Source organism: Arthrobacter sp. B6, from assembly GCF_001663775.1.
GTDB lineage: Bacteria > Actinomycetota > Actinomycetes > Actinomycetales > Micrococcaceae > Arthrobacter.
In genome coordinates this window covers 278,943-297,854 of sequence record NZ_KV467169.1, presented here as the reverse complement: position 1 = coordinate 297,854, position 18,912 = coordinate 278,943, and the positions used below count along the sequence as shown (strand labels likewise).

Sequence of the window (18,912 nt, the reverse complement as noted above, 5' to 3'; positions counted from 1 at the left end):
CCGGAGCCCGTCACCACGCAAAGCCAGCTCATCTATTTTTCCTCCACCTCCGAGAACACCAGCCGCTTCGTTGCAAAACTCGGCCGCGAACTGGCCCGGATCCCGCTGTACCCAAAGGACGCACCCCTTCTCGCCACCAGGCCGTTTGTGCTGGTTGTGCCGACGTACGGCGGCACCGGGGGAGAGGGATCGGTGCCCAAACAGGTCATCCGCTTTCTGAACAACCCGCAGAACAGGAAACTGATCCGCGGCGTCATCGGTGCAGGCAACACAAACTTCGGGGACAACTACTGCATGGCGGCGGACATCATCGCCGCAAAATGCAAGGTCCCCAGGCTTTACCGCTTCGAACTTATGGGCACGCCAGACGACGTTGCCCGCGTCAACAATGGATTGGACACGTTTTGGACACGACTGTCGCAGACACAGAAGTAACCAGGGCCGAAGGCCAGGGCACCCGCGCAGGCGCCGCCGTCGAAAAGCCCGAGATGCCCGCCGCCTACAAGGGGCTGGGCTATCACGAGCTCAACGCGATGCTGAACCTGTACGGCCCCAACGGCGAGATCCAGTTCGAGGCTGACCGCGAAGCCGCGCACCAGTACTTCCTGCAGCACGTGAACAACAACACCGTGTTCTTCCACGACCTGGAAGAGAAGCTCGACTACCTGGTGAAGAACCAGTACTACGAGCGCGAGACCCTCGACCAGTACACGATGAACTTCATCCGCGAGCTCTTCAACCGCGCGTACAAAAAGAAGTTCCGCTTTGAGACCTTCCTTGGCGCGTTCAAGTTCTACACGTCCTACACGCTGAAGACGTTTGACGGCAAGCGGTTCCTGGAGCGCTACGAGGACCGCGTGTGCATGGTGGCGCTGCACCTTGCCCGCGGCGACGAGCAGCTGGCCCTGCAGATGGTGGACGAGATCATCGAAGGCCGCTTCCAGCCGGCCACCCCCACCTTCCTGAACGCCGGCAAGAAGCAGCGCGGCGAGCTGGTCTCCTGCTTCCTGCTCCGCATCGAAGACAACATGGAGTCGATCGGCCGGTCCATCAACTCGGCGCTGCAGCTGTCCAAGCGCGGCGGCGGCGTGGCGTTTGCGCTGACCAACATCCGCGAGGTGGGCGCCCCGATCAAGCAGATCGAGAACCAGTCCTCCGGCGTCATCCCCGTGATGAAGCTCCTCGAGGACAGCTTCTCCTACGCCAACCAGCTCGGAGCCCGCCAGGGCGCCGGCGCCGTGTACCTGCACGCGCACCACCCGGACATCTACCGGTTCCTGGACACCAAGCGCGAGAATGCGGACGAGAAGATCCGCATCAAGACCCTCTCGCTGGGTGTCGTCATCCCGGACATCACGTTCGAGCTGGCCAAGCGGGACGAGGACATGTACCTGTTCTCGCCGTACGACGTCGAACGCGTCTACGGCATGCCGTTCTCCGACGTCTCGGTCACCGAGAAGTACTACGAGATGGTGGACGATTCCCGGATCAAGAAGACCAAGATCAAGGCCCGCGAGTTCTTCCAGACCCTCGCCGAGATCCAGTTCGAATCCGGCTACCCGTACATCATGTTCGAGGACACCGTGAACCGGGCCAACCCGATCGACGGCAAGATCATCATGTCCAACCTGTGCTCCGAGATCCTCCAGGTCTCGCAGCCCACCACGTACAACGATGACCTGTCCTACGCGGACACGGGCAAGGACATTTCCTGCAACCTGGGCTCGCTGAACATCGCCAAGACCATGGACAGCCCGGACTTCGGCCTGACCATCGAGACGGCCATCCGCTCGCTCTCGGCAGTGTCCGACATGTCCAACATCACCTCGGTGCCGTCCATCGCCCGCGGCAACGACCAGAGCCACGCCATTGGCCTCGGCCAGATGAACCTGCACGGCTACCTGGCCCGCGAGCGGGTCCACTACGGTTCCGAAGAGGGCTTGGACTTCACCAACATCTACTTCTACTCGGTGGTGTTCCACGCACTCCGCGCCTCGAACAAGCTGGCTATCCAGACCGGGCAGACCTTCGGCGGTTTCGAGAAGTCCAAGTACGCTTCGGGCGAGTTCTTCGACAAGTACACCGAACAGGAATGGGTGCCGCAGACCGAGAAGGTTGCGGAGCTGTTCAAGAACATCCACATTCCCACGCAGGATGACTGGCGCGAGCTGAAGGCTTCGGTCATGGAGCACGGCATCTACAACCAGAACCTGCAGGCTGTACCGCCGACGGGCTCGATCTCCTACATCAACAACTCCACCTCCTCGATCCACCCGGTGGCGTCCAAGATCGAGATCCGCAAGGAAGGCAAGCTGGGCCGCGTGTACTACCCGGCGCCGTACCTCACCAACGACAACCTGGAGTACTACCAGGACGCGTACGAGATCGGCTACGAGAAGGTCATCGACACCTACGCCGCCGCCACGCAGCACGTGGACCAGGGCCTGTCCCTGACGCTGTTCTTCAAGGACACCGCCACTACCCGCGACATCAACAAGGCCCAGATCTACGCCTGGAAAAAGGGCATCAAGACCATCTACTACATCCGTCTCCGCCAGCTCGCGCTGGAGGGAACTGAGGTAGAGGGCTGCGTCTCGTGCATGCTTTGACCTTCAACTAAATCGTGCCAGTACGACGGCGGGTGCCCGCCCGCCGTCGTACGCTTTACTTCAAAGAAACAACCCAACTTTTTAGGGGATGACATGACCGAGAAGGTCAAGCTGCTGACGCATGTCGAAGCAATCAACTGGAACCGCATCCAGGACGATAAGGACGTTGACGTCTGGAACCGCCTGGTCAACAACTTCTGGCTGCCCGAGAAGGTGCCGCTGTCCAACGACGTCCAGTCCTGGAATACCCTGACCCCGGCCGAGCAGCAGCTCACCATGCGCGTGTTCACCGGCCTGACCCTGCTGGACACCATCCAGGGCACGGTCGGCGCTGTCTCCCTGATTCCGGATGCGCTCACCCCGCATGAAGAGGCTGTGTACACGAACATCGCCTTTATGGAGTCGGTGCACGCGAAGAGCTACTCCTCCATCTTCTCCACGCTGGCCTCCACCAAGGAGATCGACGAGGCATTCCGCTGGTCCACCGAGAACGAGAACCTTCAGAAGAAGGCCCAGATCGTCATGGACTACTACCAGGGCGATGACCCCCTGAAGCGCAAGGTGGCCTCCACGCTGCTGGAGAGCTTCCTGTTCTACTCGGGCTTCTACCTGCCCATGTACTGGTCCTCGCGGGCGAAGCTGACGAACACGGCTGACCTGATCCGCCTGATCATCCGCGATGAGGCCGTGCACGGTTACTACATCGGCTACAAGTTCCAGAAGGGCCTCGAAGGCCTGTCCGAGGAACGCAAGCAGGAGATCAAGGACTACACGTTCGAGCTGCTGTTCGAGCTGTACGAGAACGAAGTCCAGTACACGCACGACCTCTACGACGGCGTGGGCCTGGCCGAGGACGTCAAGAAGTTCCTGCACTACAACGCCAACAAGGCGCTGATGAACCTGGGCTACGAGGCGATGTTCCCAGCCTCCGTCACCGACGTGAACCCGGCTATCCTCTCGGCGCTGTCCCCGAACGCTGACGAGAACCACGACTTCTTCTCCGGGTCGGGTTCCTCCTACGTGATCGGCAAGGCCGTCAACACCGAGGACGAGGACTGGGACTTCTAGCACACAACAAGGTCCCCTCAGCGTTGTAATGCCCCGTTGTGATGTGAGATGACAACTTAGTTGGCATAACTGACAAGATAGTCGGCGCCCTGACAAACAGACTGGCGCGGGGCCAACTATCTTGGCCGGCCATGCCCGTTGCTGAGACCAGGCCCTACCTGAGTAAGTGGGACTCAAACTCGGCAACGTGAAGTTGGGTTGCGATGCAGGCCAGTTGGAAGACATGAGACGCTGGTTCGGAGAAAACAGCGCGGGTAGCTGGAAGTCTCCCAACTCGTGAGTAGTCATCACTCCCTTGATATGGCGTGCAACCCGATTCGTCTGCGAACTCTGGCTCATCGTGGGCAACAGCTTGTCTGGCTGGTGGCGTGGGCATTTCTTCGGGGCTATTTCTTCTGGCACGTCCTTGGGACCCCTATCGACCGGGGAGTGCCCGGTGAAGGCACGTCACAAAATCGCTTCGTCAATACTTATCGAGCAAGGCCCCCAGCGTCCAAGGTTCTTGCGTGGGCCAGGTCGAGCCGCCGGGTAAGGCGGGCACGGTGCAGCGCACAAGAATCCGCTTTGAGAAGGAAACTACTGACAGGAGATTTCCTTGGGAAACACGGCCGACGTCCTCGATGACGTCAGGACCCAGATTGATGCCGACCCGGACGCGCTGGGTGAAGCACGAAACCGTCTTCGGCTTGTCCGTGATGCCTCCGCTGGGCTATATGGCAGTCTGCGTACCTATGCCAGTGGGTCGCTGGCAGCCCACACTATGATCAACCCTGTCTCTGACGGGGACGGTGGCGTCGTTCTCGACCGGCGTTTCTATCCGGCGCTTGGACCCGAAGGCAGGGATGAACCGCCCTTTGAGATTGTTGCAGAACTGTGTGACTTGATCGGCCCCCTTGTTCGAGAGCAGTATCCGAATGCACGCATCTATACTTCCAAACGGGGTCCAAAAGTCACGTTCGGGGCGCCGGTAAACAACCAGAATCCCACCGTCGACTTGGTTGTTGCCCTGACCCGGAAAGAAGGCAGCGGGCTGTGGATTCCAAACCTGAAAAAGAACACATGGGAGCCCTCTGACCCTGAGGGCCATGTTGCACTGCTCAACTCCGTTGGCTCTTCGCCGCGGTCCATCCGCCGGAAGGTCATCCGTCTGGCAAAGGCCTGGAATATGCAGTTTGTGTTCCCTGGAGTTTCTTCATTCCAGCTGAGTGTGTGGGCCCATGAATTCGTCGAACAAGGGATGGGAGTGCCCGTCGGCCTCCACGCCCTGTTCAGTGGTGCAGCGAGCAGGCTCGAATTGCACCAGGCAACTCCGGACCCGCTCGGTGTATCTGTAAACCTCAAACTTCTCCGGCCCGCGGACGATGTGAGGCGACGCCTTCGGAAAGCCGCTGATGCGCTTGCCGAGGCGCTTGAAAACGACACGGATGAAAGTGACGTTTATGCAGCGTTGAACCGGGTCTTTTGGAACTACGTCGATGCAGAAAAGTCGCGGGGACTGGCGGCAGCGGCCCAGTCTCTCTCGCGTCGCCAACCGGTAGCTGCAGCTGCCCTTGGCCTTTCCGGCATCACGGCCACCATCCCGCCCACCCGCTCCTACGGCGGATAAGCACGATAACCGCCAAGCAGCCCTGGCGCGAGCCGCCGTGGTTCGCGGCCCCGGCGAAAAGGATCAGTTTCCTCCGTGCGATCAACCGAATCGACCCGACAGCGTGCAGCATCAGGCCGCGATATGCCTACCGCGGCGGGTTCGGCCTTCAGCTGTCTATCCGGCCGCCAGATCTGCCCTTGAGACGTGTGGAAATTTATTTCTCTCCGGGATCACCCGGAGTACCACGCGTGTTCGTCGATGGCCCGGAAGAATCCCCTCACCGTTATCCCGATCAAAGCCTATGTATGTGGTACCCCTACGATCCACCTGAGGCGCGATGGTGGCCAACTGACGGTGCGGGAATCCTCCTTGGCCACGTCGCGGCCCACCTCATCAAAGAAGAGTGGTATCGCCGAACCGGGGAATGGCCCGGTGATGAAATCGCCCATACCCCTCGCTGAAACCGGAACGAATAGAAAGAACGACACCCGCTGGCCATGATTAGCATCAACCCCTCCCTCCTTCTCACCAGTGCAGTCATCGCAGCCCTCCTGACGGCAACGATCAACATCGTCCTCGCTCGTCGTAGGAGCCGGGAAGAAGAACGAGCGCGTGTGCGCACGGTCTTCGCCGAAGCCTTCGCTGCGTACGCACAGTACAAGGAGTATCCCTACGTCATACGTCGGCGGAACGCCGACAAGCCGGCCGAGGAACGGGTCCGGATTTCCGAACAGATCCGCACAACCCAGGAGAAGCTTAGCTACTACCTTGCTTGGACGGCAGCAGAATCATCTGACGTGGGCAATAAGTACGCTGAGTTGGTAGCCCAGATGCGCGCAGTGGCGGGTACAGCTATGAAGGACGCTTGGCGCGTCCCCCCGATCACCGAGGATTCGAACATGGTTATCCCAACCTCCGACGTCAACCTCTCGGGTCTCAAGCAAGCCGAAGAAGCATACAGCGCCTCTGTGGCGCAACACCTTGCCAAAATAAGCCCCTGGTGGGCACGCTAAGCGAACCGAACTCTGCGCTGCTTCCGCGGCGCCGTCGTGTCCTTGAGGAGCATCGCGTCACTCGCAGCCTCGGACGGAGCGAGGCGCGGCGAGGAGGCTACAGGGTCTTTCGTTCCGGCGGCAGAGCGGATTTTAGGGCCTTCCGGACCGTCGTTCTCTCCACGTCGTGCTTGCGCGCGGGTCCCGGATCAGCTTTCCTTCGACTCTGGCGTCCCTGCGAAACTAGCGATAAACTTCACTCTTGACACCATCCCGGCCTCCTGGAATTGACCCCGATATTGATGGCATCAACGCTCACAGGTGGCTACCATTCAAGCCGTCCTCGTGGGCTCCGGTCAGACTGACATTCGTGTCGATGCCGTTATGAATGCAATGCCCGCAACATGCGTGCGGCGAACGCCCCGGAGAGCGGCTGCGAGGTAATGTCTCGTTCTGTGGCGGCGGGGAGCCGGCCACTCAGTATCCTCGACGCAGCGGAACCTGTGACGGCCTGTCCCCTGAACCCGGCAAGTACGGGAGAGGTTACATGACCGCAGGTGTTGATACGTCCTTTGACTACCGGTCGGCTACTCCGCCGGGAAAGGAGGCCCGACAAGCACAGCCCGACCTTGCGCAGGCACCACCAGCTGCTGTGGAGTAAGGATCTCCCCTACGGCGGGGGCGGCTTCGATCTGGTACAAGAGCCCGGCCGGTACCTCGTGCACCGGTCCGAGCTGGGTGTCTTCCTTCTGGCCAGCGACGCCATCACCACCAGACTGACCGACAAGGCGTCCAAAGCCATAGCGAAGATTACGGACCATGAACTGCCACAATACGGCGGCTACACCGCCGGGAGCGCCCTCATGTTTCTTGGCAACCGCATCGGCAGAAGAATGGAGGTGAATAATGCAGGGGGATGCAATCCGGGCATCCCCGACCGCTTCGACGTGACCCTGGAAGGCATCCGCCGCCACTATTCAGGCGAGCCTTCGAACAAATTCGGAGAAGTCCTGGACAGGTATTCAGACTTCTTCGCCCTGGTCAAGGACTTGGACGGCTACGTTGAATTCTTCCTACTGCCGGACCTCATCAATGAGGATGGCACCATCCGGTTCTTCCACCCGTTCGACAATTTGACATCCGCAGTTTCAAAGCCCCCGCCGACTACCTCAGTATTTACAACGCAGCAGGGATTTCATCCGTTTACGCAACAAGACGATCGACGCACAACCTGAGCTTCTGATCAGCAGGCTCGAAAGCTACGGTGAATACCCGCTGAAGACTGGGCGAGTTCGTGAAGCAAAGCGCCTTGGTACAAGCGACCTCCTTCTATGACGTGCCCACTTTGATTTTGAACTGCTGCAGTTGGCTGCCATCGGGACAGTGGGCAAGGCTGGGAAGCGGCGTTACTCAGACTGCGCCGGTCGACGTCGACCTCACCGGTGAACTTCCCGTGTGGCCCCGCGCGATGTTAACTAGCTGGGTTCTCTATTCGGACCTGAAGCACATGGGAAGGATCTCCTCGATTTTGTTGGTGAGGTTTCCGTGTGGGGCCTTGTCGATCCCGTAGAAGGAGATGGCGTACGAAAGCGAGTTGTAGAAGGTGGTAACGGCTAGGGCCAGAAGCTTCTCGAGGAAGGGAATGTCTACCTCCAAATTGGTTCCAAATCCGTCACTGAGTTTCACTGGCCTTCGCATTTGGCGAGCCTGGTAGAGAGAAGCGTGCGTTCCTCCGCTTAGGAATGCATAGACCCCTTTAGCTTGGCGCGCGTCCAGCGATCCGTTACCGTTCTGGTAGACGTGGTTGAACATCCAGTCCACACCGCCCTCAGGCCCAGGAAGAATTTGGCCGGCGAGCGTGCGCCCAGGCTTTTCATTAGTCAGGTCAGTTGCTGTCGTGCCGGGGAACGCAGCCATGGCTCTGTTCCTCACTTCTTTCCACCGCGCCTTCGCCTGAAGTATGGCGTCCGCATCGCCCCCCATTCGCTCGGCGGCCAGCTTGGCGGACTCGCAGCTGAGGAACTCCTCTAGGTAGGCGCGCGCCAGGATGTCCGTGTTTGCACCCGTGCCGCCTCCAAGAACCCACATTGCGTGCGCACAGTATTCGAGGATTGAGCGGACAACCGGAAGCGGGGAAAACATGGCCTCTCCGGAGCGATAAAGCGCACCTAACCCGCCAAGGTGGTTGGCAGCGACCTCAAGGTAAGTGACGACAACTTCTGTAACCAGTTGGAATCCGGGCAAGATGCCCTTGGCCGGGGATGCGGGATCCTGCCGCTCGATGTCGATCTTCGCAGCAGCCGCAGCGGAGCCCGTCCCTGGCTGCCACTTCGAACTGATGCTTGTTAGGAGGAAGGCGCCACGGCAGGCTTCGGCAAGATCCGCCAAGGCGTCGAGTCGGTTCTGGGTGGTCGGGAGGTCAGTTGTCACGACATTAACCTTACTGGTTGCCTGAGGCAGCGCGCGTCCGCCACGGGACGTACAATTCTTTCCTGAGTACAAGCAATTAAAGGTTGCCACGAAGATGTGTACCGTTCAGCTATTAGCAGCGTGATACTACACATTGCCTATAATTTCGCCAACTAGGTGAGTCAGCCGACTTGAGCAGTACACCAAAACCGGGGAATCATGGTCCGCTCTTGGCGCTTTTCGCCGAGTGCCCTTAGGTCTCACAGTTTCTCTTTATTAGTGAACTCAGTTTTGGCCGTAGAAGGCACCACACTCAACAGAGCGCGGGCCCTTCCGGGATATCAAGGTCGTGCTTGGAGTCCGTCAGGCCTATAACTAAGTAGCGAAGGTGGCTACTTCTAGCGGCTTAGGCCTGTTCCTTCGAAAGATCGCCCGTATCATCCAACAGCGTACTCAGCTTGGGTGACCAGATTTTGATGGTGTTTTCGAAGGCTTCGTCAATTATCCTATTGTGAGTCGCCATCTTGTCCGGATCGGCAACTTGCCGTATTGAATGGACGGCACTCAGCGTATTAAATTCTCCGTCACTTACTATGGTTTTGAGCGTACGTACCATCTCGTCGGCACCGAGGTGGCAGAGAATTTCAAGCTCCCTCAGCGAAACGACCAACGTCGGGCATCCAGTCTCGGGCAGACCTTCGATGAAGGTTGATTCGTTTGCCATGTGTACCGGCTCTGCCGTCACAATCAATCCGATTGAATCAAGTCCTTCATACGAGGCGAATTCTTCCTGGCCGTCGTTTATCAATCGCAGAGACTTGCCGATCTGACCGCGAGCCTTACCCACTCTTGATTCAAGATAGTCCAGCGCTCCTAGACCTCCGGCCTTGACGTCCAAGGTCTGTTTTGCTGCCTTGCATTCAATTAGGAGTAGCGTACCGTCATGAACGACGAGCCAATCAACAGACTTTTTATTATCCCTACCATAAGTGATTTCCGGCTGGATGTCAGTGAATTCTGCGTATTCCAACTGTCGGCCGGTGTAGGCTTCAACACGGTACCCCAACTCTTCAGGAAAGAGCTTCCACTTTTGTGTGGCTCTATAGAAGATATTCTCGACCAGCATGCAACGCAGAATTAGCAAATATTGAGGGGCTACGAGCAAGTCATCTCCAAAATCGATCAGTGGAGTACTGTTCAGTTGGTTGTAAGCGAAACGTCGGAGATGGTCAGCTACGTCAGGCGCAAATCGAGTCTTTTCTCGGAACTCTTGTGGGTTGGTAACTAATTGTTGCAGAACAACGTCGACAAGATGTGGTGACAAATCTGGATTGAGTTTATGCCATGCATCGCGTTCAGGAGATGTAGGGTCGAAATGGCCGCCTCCTCCTTTTGTAGCCGTAGCAAGGGCGAAAATAATGATGAGCCACTGCTCAAGGTCCACACCGAGTACTTCAGTCCAGTCACGGTCAGGGATCTCGGGAGCTAGGATTGCCGTATCTCTCAGCAGAAGAAGTGTCCGGGCAACATCGTGCAAGGGCGTATCTTGGTAGTGACCCTGCTCGTACAAGAAGGCTGTCATCATTAACCAGACTTCTTTGCCCTCCGGTACTTCACCTTCAGCTCGGTTGAATAGCCGAAACAGCTTGTTCAATGTTCGATTATTCACCGGTGCAGAACGGTACTCGTTCCCATATAGGAGGCTGTCCCTGCCGATCGCTGCTGCCGCCCACGGCGAAAACAATTGCCATGTCTGGTCGAATTCGTACTCCTTTAGCTGGCTAGCGATCTGCGCGACCATGGGTAATAGTTCTGATGGCGCATGCCGTCGAACAGCCTGTTGATATTCGCCCCAGCGGACTCGTCGGTTATTTTCGAGTGTGCTGTTCACTTGCGGCCTTTCCTAGTCGTTTGGCGTGCTGTCTCGTTGCGGTCTCTTGGAACGCCTATTGCTGGGCACCAGCGAACCGCGGAGCCATAGACTCCATCTGCTCCATGACCAGCTTTATAGCCTCGGGCTGCTTGTCCGGCGGGTAACCGAACCGGACCAGGAGCCGTTTGATGGAGGAACGCAGCTTCGCACGTACATCGTCGCGGACGGTCCAGTCAGTCCGAACGTCCCGCCTCATCACCGACACCAGTTCGCGTGCAATGTCCGCTAGAACACCTTCGCCCTGGACCTCCACCGCCGACTCGTTCTGAGCCACCGCGTCGTAGAACGCCAACTCATCCGAGTTCAGCGGGGGAGTGAACTGCTGACCGCGTTTACCTTCGGCAGCCACTTCATGGGCCAGTTCCACAAGCTCCGCAATGACCTCCGCTGACGTCAGCTGCTGGTTCGTGTACTTCTTCATCAGCTCGGTGATCCGCTCCGAGAACACCCGCTGCCGGATCACGTTGTTCCGGGTGGATGATGCAGACTCATCGGCGATCAACTTCCGCAACGCCTCGATGGCCAGCTGCGGGTTCCGGGCCTTCTGCGTCTTGGCAATGAACTCCGGCGTCAGGTCATCCAGGGACGGCTTCGGCATGCCTGCCGCATCATAGATGTCCAGCACCTCGCCGGAAGACGTGGCCTGAGCAATCAGGTTCCCCAGCAGCCGCTGAATGTCCTCCGGCACGGGCTCGCCGCTCGCCTGCCGGTCGGCGGCGTCGTACTTCGCCATCCAGACGCGAATCTCCTCGTACACCTGAATCTCCGGCCGCAGCTCAGTCAACGTTTCGGACCCGGAGCACAGGGCCCAGGCACGCGACAGCTGGCTGGAGAACTTCCGGTACTTCGCGGCAAGCGTCTCCTCGCCGTCCGCTGGCTGGTTGCCCGGCGTGGCAGGATTCCGCAGATAACTGACCGCCCCGGTCACGGCGTTGAGGAACGACTTCGGCCCGCCCTTCATCAGTACGGCCTTCCAGTCGTACCCGGCCAGCAGGGTACGCAGCGACTCCACCAAGGACACCGTCAGGCCAACAGCCTCCTCGATGTTCTTGCCCACCGGCTTGTTCGCCTGGTCCGACTGCGTGTACTCACCCAGCGCCTTCGCCAGGTTCTCCGCCAGCGGCGCGTACGCCACCAGCAGCCCGTCCTCCTTGCCGCGGAACGTGCGGTTCACCCGGGCAAGCGTCTGCATCAGCAGCGCGCCCTTGAGCGGCCGGTCCAGGTACAGGGTGTGCAGCGGGGGAGAGTCGTAGCCGGTGAGCATCATGTCCTTGACGATCACCAGCTCCAGCTCGTCGTCGACGTTCTTGAGCCGCTCCTTGACCTGGGCATTCAGCGAATCCCGGCGCACGTGATCGGATACCGGCGGCACATCTGTCGCATCGCCGGAATACACCACCTTGATCCTGCCCTTTGACAGGTCGCACGAATGCCAGTCCGGGCGCAGCTCCACGATCGCGGAGTACAGCTTCGCGCAGATTTCCCGCGTCCCGCCCACGATCATCGCCTTGCCCGGCGCCTCGATGAACTTGCCCATCCGCTCCCGCCGGTTCTCCCAGTGCGCCACCAGGTCCTCGGCGAGTGCGGCAATGCGCTGCGGCGCACCATAGACAGCGTTGACGACGGCGACACTCGCCTCGATGCGCGCACGTTCCGTGTCGTCGAGCCCCATCGTCAGTTCATCGGCGGACTTGTCCAGGTCCTCCTCCGTGACGCCTTCGGAAAGTCCCACCTTGATCAGCCGCGGTTCGAAATAGACGGGCACAGTCGCGCCGTCTTCGACTGCACGCGAGAGGTCGTAGATGTCGATGTAGTCGCCGAAGACCTCCTGGGTGTTGCGGTCATCGAAGGAGATCGGCGTTCCGGTGAACGCGATGAGGGTGGCATGGGGGAGCGCGTCGCGCAGATGCCGGGCGTAGCCGTCCAGATCGTCGTAGTGCGAGCGGTGGGCCTCGTCCACCACCACGATGATGTTGCGGCGATCGGACAGCAGAGGGTGGTCGGCGCCTGCGTCCTTCTCAGATTTGCTGCGGCCGAACTTCTGCAGTGTGGTGAAGTAGATGCCGCCGGTGGTCCGGTTGCTCAGCTCGTCGCGTAGTTCGGAGCGTTTCCTGATCTGCTTGGGTGACTCCGCCAGAAGCAGGCTGCGGTCGAAGCCTTCGAATAGCTGCCCGTCTAGCTCGTTCCGGTCCGTGATGACCACGACAGTCGGGTTCTTCAGCTTGTGCGCACGCGCCACCATGTTGGCATAAAGTTCCATTTCCATGGATTTGCCCGACCCTTGGGTGTGCCACACGACCCCGGCCTTGCCGTTGCTTTCCACCGCCTGGATAGTGCTGGCGACAGCCTTGGTGACCGCGTAGTACTGGTGCGGCTTGGCAATGCGCTTGGCCAAACCAACTGAGCCCTGGTCGAAAGCGGTGAAGTTGCGAGTGAGCTGCAGGAATCGTTCCTGGTTGTAGAGCCCGTCGAGCGCTGTGTCGAGTGCGGTGACGGCGTCGCCGTCGACCATGTGGCCCTGGGGGACGGGGACGCCGTCATCGTCTACATTCCACGGTGAGAAATGGTTGAAGGGGGTGAACGGCGTTCCGTACTTGGCTTGGATCCCGTCGGTGGCGAGCGTGAAGACGCAGAAGCGGAACGCCATGGGGAATTCGCGGAGGTAGGTCTGGAGCTGGGCGTGGGCGCCGCGGAGGTCGGCGTGGGCGCTGCCGGCCTTCTTGAGTTCGATGATGCTGACGGGCATGCCGTTGCAGTAGAGCACGACGTCGAAGCGCCGTTTGTAGTCGCCCTGCACCAGTGTGACCTGGTTGACGGCGAGCCAGTCATTTTGGTCCGGTGCCCGGCTGATCAGCCGGATGGTCGGGTTGGCCTCGTCGCCGTCGGAGTCGATATAAGTCAGCCGGTAGCCGTCGACGAGGCAGTTGTGGATCCGGTGGTTCTCAGCCATGGCATCGTTCGACTTGGGCGATGCGATTTCCGCGAGTGCCTGCTGCAGATACTGCGCCGGGACTGCCGGGTTGAGCCGCCGGAGGGCGGCAAGGAGGCGGGGCCGGATCAGGAGCTCGGACCAAGAGTCCCGCTCCCCGGTGCCGGGCGCGATTGCCTGCCCCTCCAGCGGCTTCCAGTCCAGTTCGCCCAGCCGCTCCTTCGCGGCGCCCTCCCAGTCGGCTTCCGAAAAGGTTACTGATGGTGCTGTCACGGTGATTCCCCACAATCTATTTGTTGTTCAGCTTATTCAGGTTTCGGGCGGCCATCCCGAGGTGCCCACTACAAACGCGATGAGCGTTTACACTCCGGCGTTCTCTAAGACCTTCTCCGCATCCTTGACCCGGAGCTTGCCGGACATCAGCTGAGGCAGGAGCGTGTCGCGGGCCTCGGCGAGCGAACTGTTTTCCCGGACGACCCCAGCGACCACTTCAAGCAGGGGACCCATTTCGCATTCCGTAGCTGCTAATGCTTCAGCGTCAAAGTCTGGAAAGGGTAAATGGTCAAAGGTTTTCATCGTTATCGTGTCGAAGACGGAGCCATGGGCAATTTCTTTAGCCCTCAGCACTGCCCTAGTGATGGCGAAGTAGAGGACACCAGGCGGTATGGCGCCAGGCACGAACCCATAACACGACTGATTGAAAGACGCAGGGGCGGCCAGCCTGGCTACTGCTCCGACAGTCCCTCGTGCGGTAAGAATTACGCTTCCCGCAGGCAAAGGCTTCGCCTTCGTGCCTGCTACGGCACCCTCTGTGATCTTCTCGTCAGTGGAAAGCACCACGCCAAATTGCGCGCCGGTAATATCCTTCGCTGACGCCCAGAGTCGGTCCCCGCCCCAGAAGTCTGCTCTCGACCGCGCTGGAGTGCCACCCAGGACTGGCGTAAGCACGTCGCTCATTGGTCGTGCATCGAAATCAGCAGCCGAATGGTCATATTTCAATCCAGCAAGCTCGCTGGCCGTAGCGGCGAGTTTGGTGTTGGCGGCGATCTTGTCATCGAGGGCGCCCAGCACCTCTGCGATTGCCTGCTGCTCGCCAAGACTGGGGAGAGCTACGGGCCACGCGCCCATTGTGGAGAGGCTAATGCGGTTAACGGTTGCCCCATGGATGGTGTGTTGTTCAATCGTTCGCTGAAACCCTGGGCTCAGATAGTAGTAGAGAAGAAACTTGGGGTTTACCACTGAACGGTTTGGACGAATCAGCGCCATGCGCCTACCGAGGCATGCCCGAACGCCCGCAGGCATGAGAGCTGCCTCACCCAGTCGCGTCTCATAGGAGAATAGAAGATCCCCTTCTGTGGGCTCAACGCGCTTAGTCCATTTCTCAAAGTCTGCTTCTGATACGTGATCGGACTGGTCCAGCTCCAATCGTCCGCCGCTCAGGCTGGCGATGTTCAGGAAGTAGGGCCCCGATTCAATCCGTGTGGGCGTCGCGTGGGGACCGTCAAAGAGGGTGCCCATGTCACGAACGGTCAGCTCAGACATCGACCCTCCCCAATTGCTCGCGCACAACAGCCGCCAGTCGCTCAGATTCCTCGAACTGCTCGAACAGCTCCTTCGACAGCCGTGCGATCTTCTCCTCGATCGGCTCGCCGTCGTCCTCCACATCAGGGGCCCCGACGTACCGTCCAGGCGTCAGCGCGTAGTCCGCTGCCTTGACCTCGGCAAGCGAAGCCGAATAGCAGAAGCCGGCCTCGTCGTCGTAGGTCAGCCCGGCCTCAACAGCTGACGCCGTGCCGCGCCAGGCGTGGTAGGTGTTGGCGATCTTGGCGATGTCCTCGTCGGACAGGGCGCGCTCGGCCCGGTCCACCATGTAGCCCAGGCTACGGGCGTCGATGAATAGCACTTGCCCGGTCCGGTCCACCGAGCCGCGCGGGCCGGCGGTCTTGTCCTTCGCGAAGAACCAGGTGCACACCGGGATGCCGGTGCTGCGGAACAGCTGGGTGGGGAGGGCCACCATGCAGGAGACGAGGTCGGCCTCCACCAGCTGGGCGCGGATCTCACCTTCGCCGCCGGAGTTGGAGGACATGGAACCGTTGGCCATGACTACGCCCGCACTGCCGCCGGGCGCCAGCTTGGAGATGATGTGCTGGATCCAGGCGTAGTTGGCGTTGCCGGCCGGCGGGACGCCGTACTTCCAGCGCGGGTCGGACTCGGAGCGGGCCCAGTCCTTGATGTTGAAGGGCGGGTTGGCCATGATGAAGTCCGCGCCGTTGTTCCCGGTCAGCTCCGGGTGCTGATCCCGGGCGAACGTGTCGCCCCAGCGCGATGCCAGGTTGGCGTTCAGGCCGTGGATGGCCAGGTTCATCTTCGCCATCCGCCAGGTGCGCTCGTTCAGCTCCTGGCCATAAACGGAAATGTCCGAACCCTCAAGGTGGTGCGCGGCAAGGAACTTCTCTGCCTGCACGAACATGCCGCCCGAACCGCAGCACGGGTCGTAAACACGCCCGCGGTGGGGCTCCAGAACCTCCACCAGGACTCGGACCACGCCGGCCGGCGTGTAGAACTCGCCGCCGCGCTTGCCCTCGGCCTTGGCGAACTTCTCCAGGAAGTACTCGTACACCTCACCGAGCAGGTCGCGCGCCTTGCTGGCTCCTTGGCCGGTGAATCTGGCCGAGTTGAAGAGGTCCAGCAGCTCGCCCAGGCGGCGCTGGTCCACGTTGTCCCGGTTGTAGATTTTGGGAAGCGTTGCGGCCAGGGACTTGTTGTCGGCCATGACGAGGTCCATCGCCTCATCAATCAGCAGCCCGATGGACTTCGGCGCCGCGCCGTCCACCGCGTCCAGGCCCTTGGCGTTCTCAGCCAGGTAAGTCCAGCGTGCCCGGGGTGAAACCCAGAACACGCCGCGGCCTGTGTACTCGTCCACGTCGTCGATCAGCTGCGCGATCTGCTCCTCGTTGAGCCCGTCCGCCTCCAGCTCGGCCTGGATCTGTTCGCGCCGTTCCTCGAACGCGTCCGACACATACTTCAGGAACACCAGCCCCAAAATCACGTCCTTGTACTGCGAGGCATCCATCGAACCGCGGAGCTTGTCCGCCGCCTTCCAGAGCGTGTCCTTGAGTTCCTTCATGGTGGACGGGGCGAGCTCCACCTTCACTTTCGGGGGCATTATGCTGTTCCTTCTACTGGTGCGGCGTTGGAAATGGGGTCTGTCAGGGTGAGGCTTCCGCCCGCTACGCCGTCCGTAATCAGAGTAGCGAGTTCTTCCAGCCGTTCGAGGCGTTGGCGGGCTTGGGCCTGCTCGTGTTGCAGGCTTTCCAGCGCTTTGGTGAGTGGCCCGCGCTCGACTTCCGAGGTGCGGCGGAGCCGCCAGTTCTGCCAGGACTTGTCCGCAGCCTTGAGCCGGTTGATGTCCGCGACGACGACGGCGGGCAGCAGGCCGCCCGGGTCACCGCGATCAATCCTCAGGATCCGGGCAGGAAAGACGACGACGGCGCCGCCCTCCGCGTCTATCATCGCGACAGGCCTCGGGCTGGTACAGAAGACGACATCGCCTGGTTCGGTGAGCCGGCCGGCCGGGTATTTGGCGGCGAAGTCCAAAAGGGTGATGAAGCGCGGTTGTGTGTTATGCGGATCGATCAGTTCGTCGCGGCCCAGGATCCTGCTTCCGCCTTGGCTGTTTTGGTCAGCCTCTTTAAGCCTGATGCCGTTGAGGTACTTGAGGTTTCCGGCCTTGATGAGCTCCTGGACTGTAGCCGCGCGGAGTGAGGCGCCGGCAGCGGCAGGCTGGACAGCCGGCAGTGTTACCCGGCCGGAGCTGCCGGTGGACAGGCCCCGGACGAGTTCCTCGATCCGAAGCGTTGTCTCGGCGCCCGCTGCCGTCGTCGTACTTTTGGTCGGTGGGGGGTTCACCAGTGCCCCGGTTTCTGCGAGCAGGAGGCGGCTCGGCACGAGACGGGCGAAGCGGAACGAATGCGCGCGGATGGTGGCGCGGTCGCCCATGGAGGCGACAACGTCGCTGATGAGGTCCTGGCTAACGTCCAGGGTCAGGGAAGTAGTGCTCAGGTCCGCCGCCATGGTCCACCGTTCCGCGATGGGCACTTCCGCGAAGGACGGCCCAAGTACCCAGAGGGCTTGCGGTTCACGCGGCTTGGCGCGAAGGAGGCCTGGCTGCAGCCGCACGATTGCTCGTACGCGGCCGGAACGCAGAAGATCAGAGCGGAGGTTGCCGGATTCTCCGGCAAGTGCGTCACACAGCACCCTGGCCGGCGCAATGACCACCGCCCGCTGACTGTCGTCCATTTGCAGGGTGATGTTTTCGATGCTGTTCAGGATGCCGATGGTATCCATGGAGGGATTGCCCGGTGCAGGATATTGGGCGACGTGCACAGCCGGGCCGTTGACCGCGAAGGCGCCCTTGGCATCGATCTTCACAGGGCCACTGTCTGCACCATGCACGGCCAGGCGCCGGCGGGCCAACCGTGAGGCGCCGCCGTGGTGGTCTGCCGCCAGAAAGGTCATGGACTGCGATTCGCCGTAGTGCTGGACGATGCTGAGCATCACATCGCTTCCGCCAGGCGTCGAGTCGACGAACAGGACCTTGCTGTTCAAGGTGGAGGCCAGTTCCGTGGCGGTGGCGCCGACCAGCTTGAGCGCGGTGTCCGCCAGTGCAGTATCAGACTGCTCGCGCAGGCCCTCCTTGAACCGGTGGGCCAGGAGCTTTTCGAAGGCTGCCGGAGCGCTGAACGCACTGTCCACCAGCCTGTCCGCGAAGTTGGCGAGACCCGGAAGTGCGGAACCGAGGGCCTCCAGCTCGGAGTAGAGGAACACGTCGTCGGGGTCGGCTTCGTCGGCGGCGTCTAATAGGTCCGCTGCGGTGCTTCGGCTTAGGGGCTCTCCAGTGATGACCTTTAGGGCGAGGAGTGCGGTCAGGCCATCGAACGTCTGCCGGCTGTCCCGCGGTGCTGTCGTCGACGTGGCCAGTCTTGCGAAAACTGCGACGTCGTTCCCGGCCTCGGGGTTGTTGCCCCGGCCAGTGGCCTGGAGCCAAGCGGTAACGTCATCGGCGCTGAACTGTTCAACTCCGTTGAGGACCGATACGGCCGAGGGAAAGGGCGCCGCACCCCCGTTGCTGCGTTTGCGCCACATGGAGACGACTGGCCGCTGGACCTGGGCAAGGGAGGCAATATCGGAAAGCGTCATTCGCAGTGCGCTATCAGCCCGGTACATGCCTGCCCCCTTCAGTCGTGATCGTCACCTCAGCCTAATGGACCGTAGCGGCATGGCCCCGTTCGTTCTGATAACCCGGGTTATCAGCGAAGTTTGCATAAATGTCTGCTGTCTGCTCATAAGTTCGTTCTGCAGCCAAGAAGGAATCTTCCGGAGCT

Annotated in this window: 12 protein-coding genes; 6 read left to right on the top strand and 6 right to left on the bottom strand. The window is 60.5% G+C overall.

The features are described 5' to 3' along the window. The first annotated feature begins 30 nt into the window (after window positions 1–30). The 6 genes from nrdI to AU175_RS15975 all read left to right on the top strand — a co-directional run bounded on the left by nrdI (window position 31) and on the right by AU175_RS15975 (window position 7,492). Entirely contained in the window at window positions 31–435 is a 405-nt protein-coding gene (gene nrdI / locus AU175_RS16000; RefSeq protein WP_066294293.1) for a class Ib ribonucleoside-diphosphate reductase assembly flavoprotein NrdI, read from the top strand. A gap of 53 nt (window positions 436–488) precedes the next feature. Next, window positions 489–2,609 carry a class 1b ribonucleoside-diphosphate reductase subunit alpha gene (gene nrdE, locus AU175_RS15995; RefSeq protein ID WP_066294290.1) on the top strand — a complete coding sequence of 707 codons (2,121 nt, stop codon included), beginning with the start codon at window positions 489–491 and terminating at the stop codon, window positions 2,607–2,609. Window positions 2,610–2,702: 93 nt separating this feature from the next. Then, window positions 2,703–3,677, top strand: a complete 975-nt coding sequence (gene nrdF, locus AU175_RS15990) for a class 1b ribonucleoside-diphosphate reductase subunit beta (protein WP_066291871.1) — start codon at window positions 2,703–2,705, stop codon at window positions 3,675–3,677. A 595-nt stretch (window positions 3,678–4,272) separates the two neighbouring features. Then, window positions 4,273–5,283: a hypothetical protein gene (locus AU175_RS15985; protein WP_066291867.1), complete on the top strand. Its 1,011-nt coding sequence runs from the start codon at window positions 4,273–4,275 to the stop codon at window positions 5,281–5,283. Between the two features lie 479 nt (window positions 5,284–5,762). Next, entirely contained in the window at window positions 5,763–6,278 is a 516-nt protein-coding gene (locus tag AU175_RS15980; protein ID WP_066291864.1) for a hypothetical protein, read from the top strand. A gap of 608 nt (window positions 6,279–6,886) precedes the next feature. Continuing rightward, window positions 6,887–7,492: a DUF6994 family protein gene (locus tag AU175_RS15975; RefSeq protein ID WP_066291861.1), complete on the top strand. Its 606-nt coding sequence runs from the start codon at window positions 6,887–6,889 to the stop codon at window positions 7,490–7,492. A 253-nt stretch (window positions 7,493–7,745) separates the two neighbouring features. Here the strand turns inward: AU175_RS15975 and AU175_RS15970 are convergent, their stop codons facing one another. The 6 genes from AU175_RS15970 to AU175_RS15945 all read right to left on the bottom strand — a co-directional run bounded on the left by AU175_RS15970 (window position 7,746) and on the right by AU175_RS15945 (window position 18,727). Beyond that, window positions 7,746–8,687, bottom strand: a complete 942-nt coding sequence (locus AU175_RS15970; protein WP_066291860.1) for a hypothetical protein — start codon at window positions 8,685–8,687, stop codon at window positions 7,746–7,748. Window positions 8,688–9,072: 385 nt separating this feature from the next. After that, complete coding sequence (locus tag AU175_RS15965) at window positions 9,073–10,557, bottom strand: hypothetical protein (RefSeq protein ID WP_231938633.1); 1,485 nt, start codon at window positions 10,555–10,557, stop codon at window positions 9,073–9,075. Between the two features lie 55 nt (window positions 10,558–10,612). Beyond that, complete coding sequence (locus tag AU175_RS15960) at window positions 10,613–13,801, bottom strand: type I restriction endonuclease subunit R (protein ID WP_066294287.1); 3,189 nt, start codon at window positions 13,799–13,801, stop codon at window positions 10,613–10,615. 87 nt (window positions 13,802–13,888) lie between these two features. Further along, the gene (locus tag AU175_RS15955) at window positions 13,889–15,070 is read right to left on the bottom strand and encodes a restriction endonuclease subunit S (RefSeq protein ID WP_066291856.1); all 1,182 of its coding nucleotides are present in this window, start codon (window positions 15,068–15,070) and stop codon (window positions 13,889–13,891) included. Continuing rightward, window positions 15,063–16,694, bottom strand: a complete 1,632-nt coding sequence (locus AU175_RS15950) for a class I SAM-dependent DNA methyltransferase (RefSeq protein WP_066291853.1) — start codon at window positions 16,692–16,694, stop codon at window positions 15,063–15,065. The genes AU175_RS15955 and AU175_RS15950 overlap by 8 nt, the downstream gene beginning before the upstream one ends. After that, entirely contained in the window at window positions 16,694–18,727 is a 2,034-nt protein-coding gene (locus AU175_RS15945; RefSeq protein WP_082979250.1) for a hypothetical protein, read from the bottom strand. The genes AU175_RS15950 and AU175_RS15945 overlap by 1 nt, the downstream gene beginning before the upstream one ends. Window positions 18,728–18,912: the final 185 nt, after the last annotated feature.

Bases quoted from the DNA above. Each gene is read 5' to 3' on its own strand.
- AU175_RS15980 (WP_066291864.1), top strand. From the start codon at position 5,763: ATGATTAGCATCAACCCCTCCCTCCTTCTCACCAGTGCAGTCATCGCA.
- AU175_RS15950 (WP_066291853.1), bottom strand. From the start codon at position 16,694: ATGCCCCCGAAAGTGAAGGTGGAGCTCGCCCCGTCCACCATGAAGGAA.
- AU175_RS15955 (WP_066291856.1), bottom strand. From the start codon at position 15,070: ATGTCTGAGCTGACCGTTCGTGACATGGGCACCCTCTTTGACGGTCCC.
- AU175_RS15945 (WP_082979250.1), bottom strand. From the start codon at position 18,727: ATGACGCTTTCCGATATTGCCTCCCTTGCCCAGGTCCAGCGGCCAGTC.
- nrdF (WP_066291871.1), top strand. From the start codon at position 2,703: ATGACCGAGAAGGTCAAGCTGCTGACGCATGTCGAAGCAATCAACTGG.
- nrdE (WP_066294290.1), top strand. From the start codon at position 489: ATGCCCGCCGCCTACAAGGGGCTGGGCTATCACGAGCTCAACGCGATG.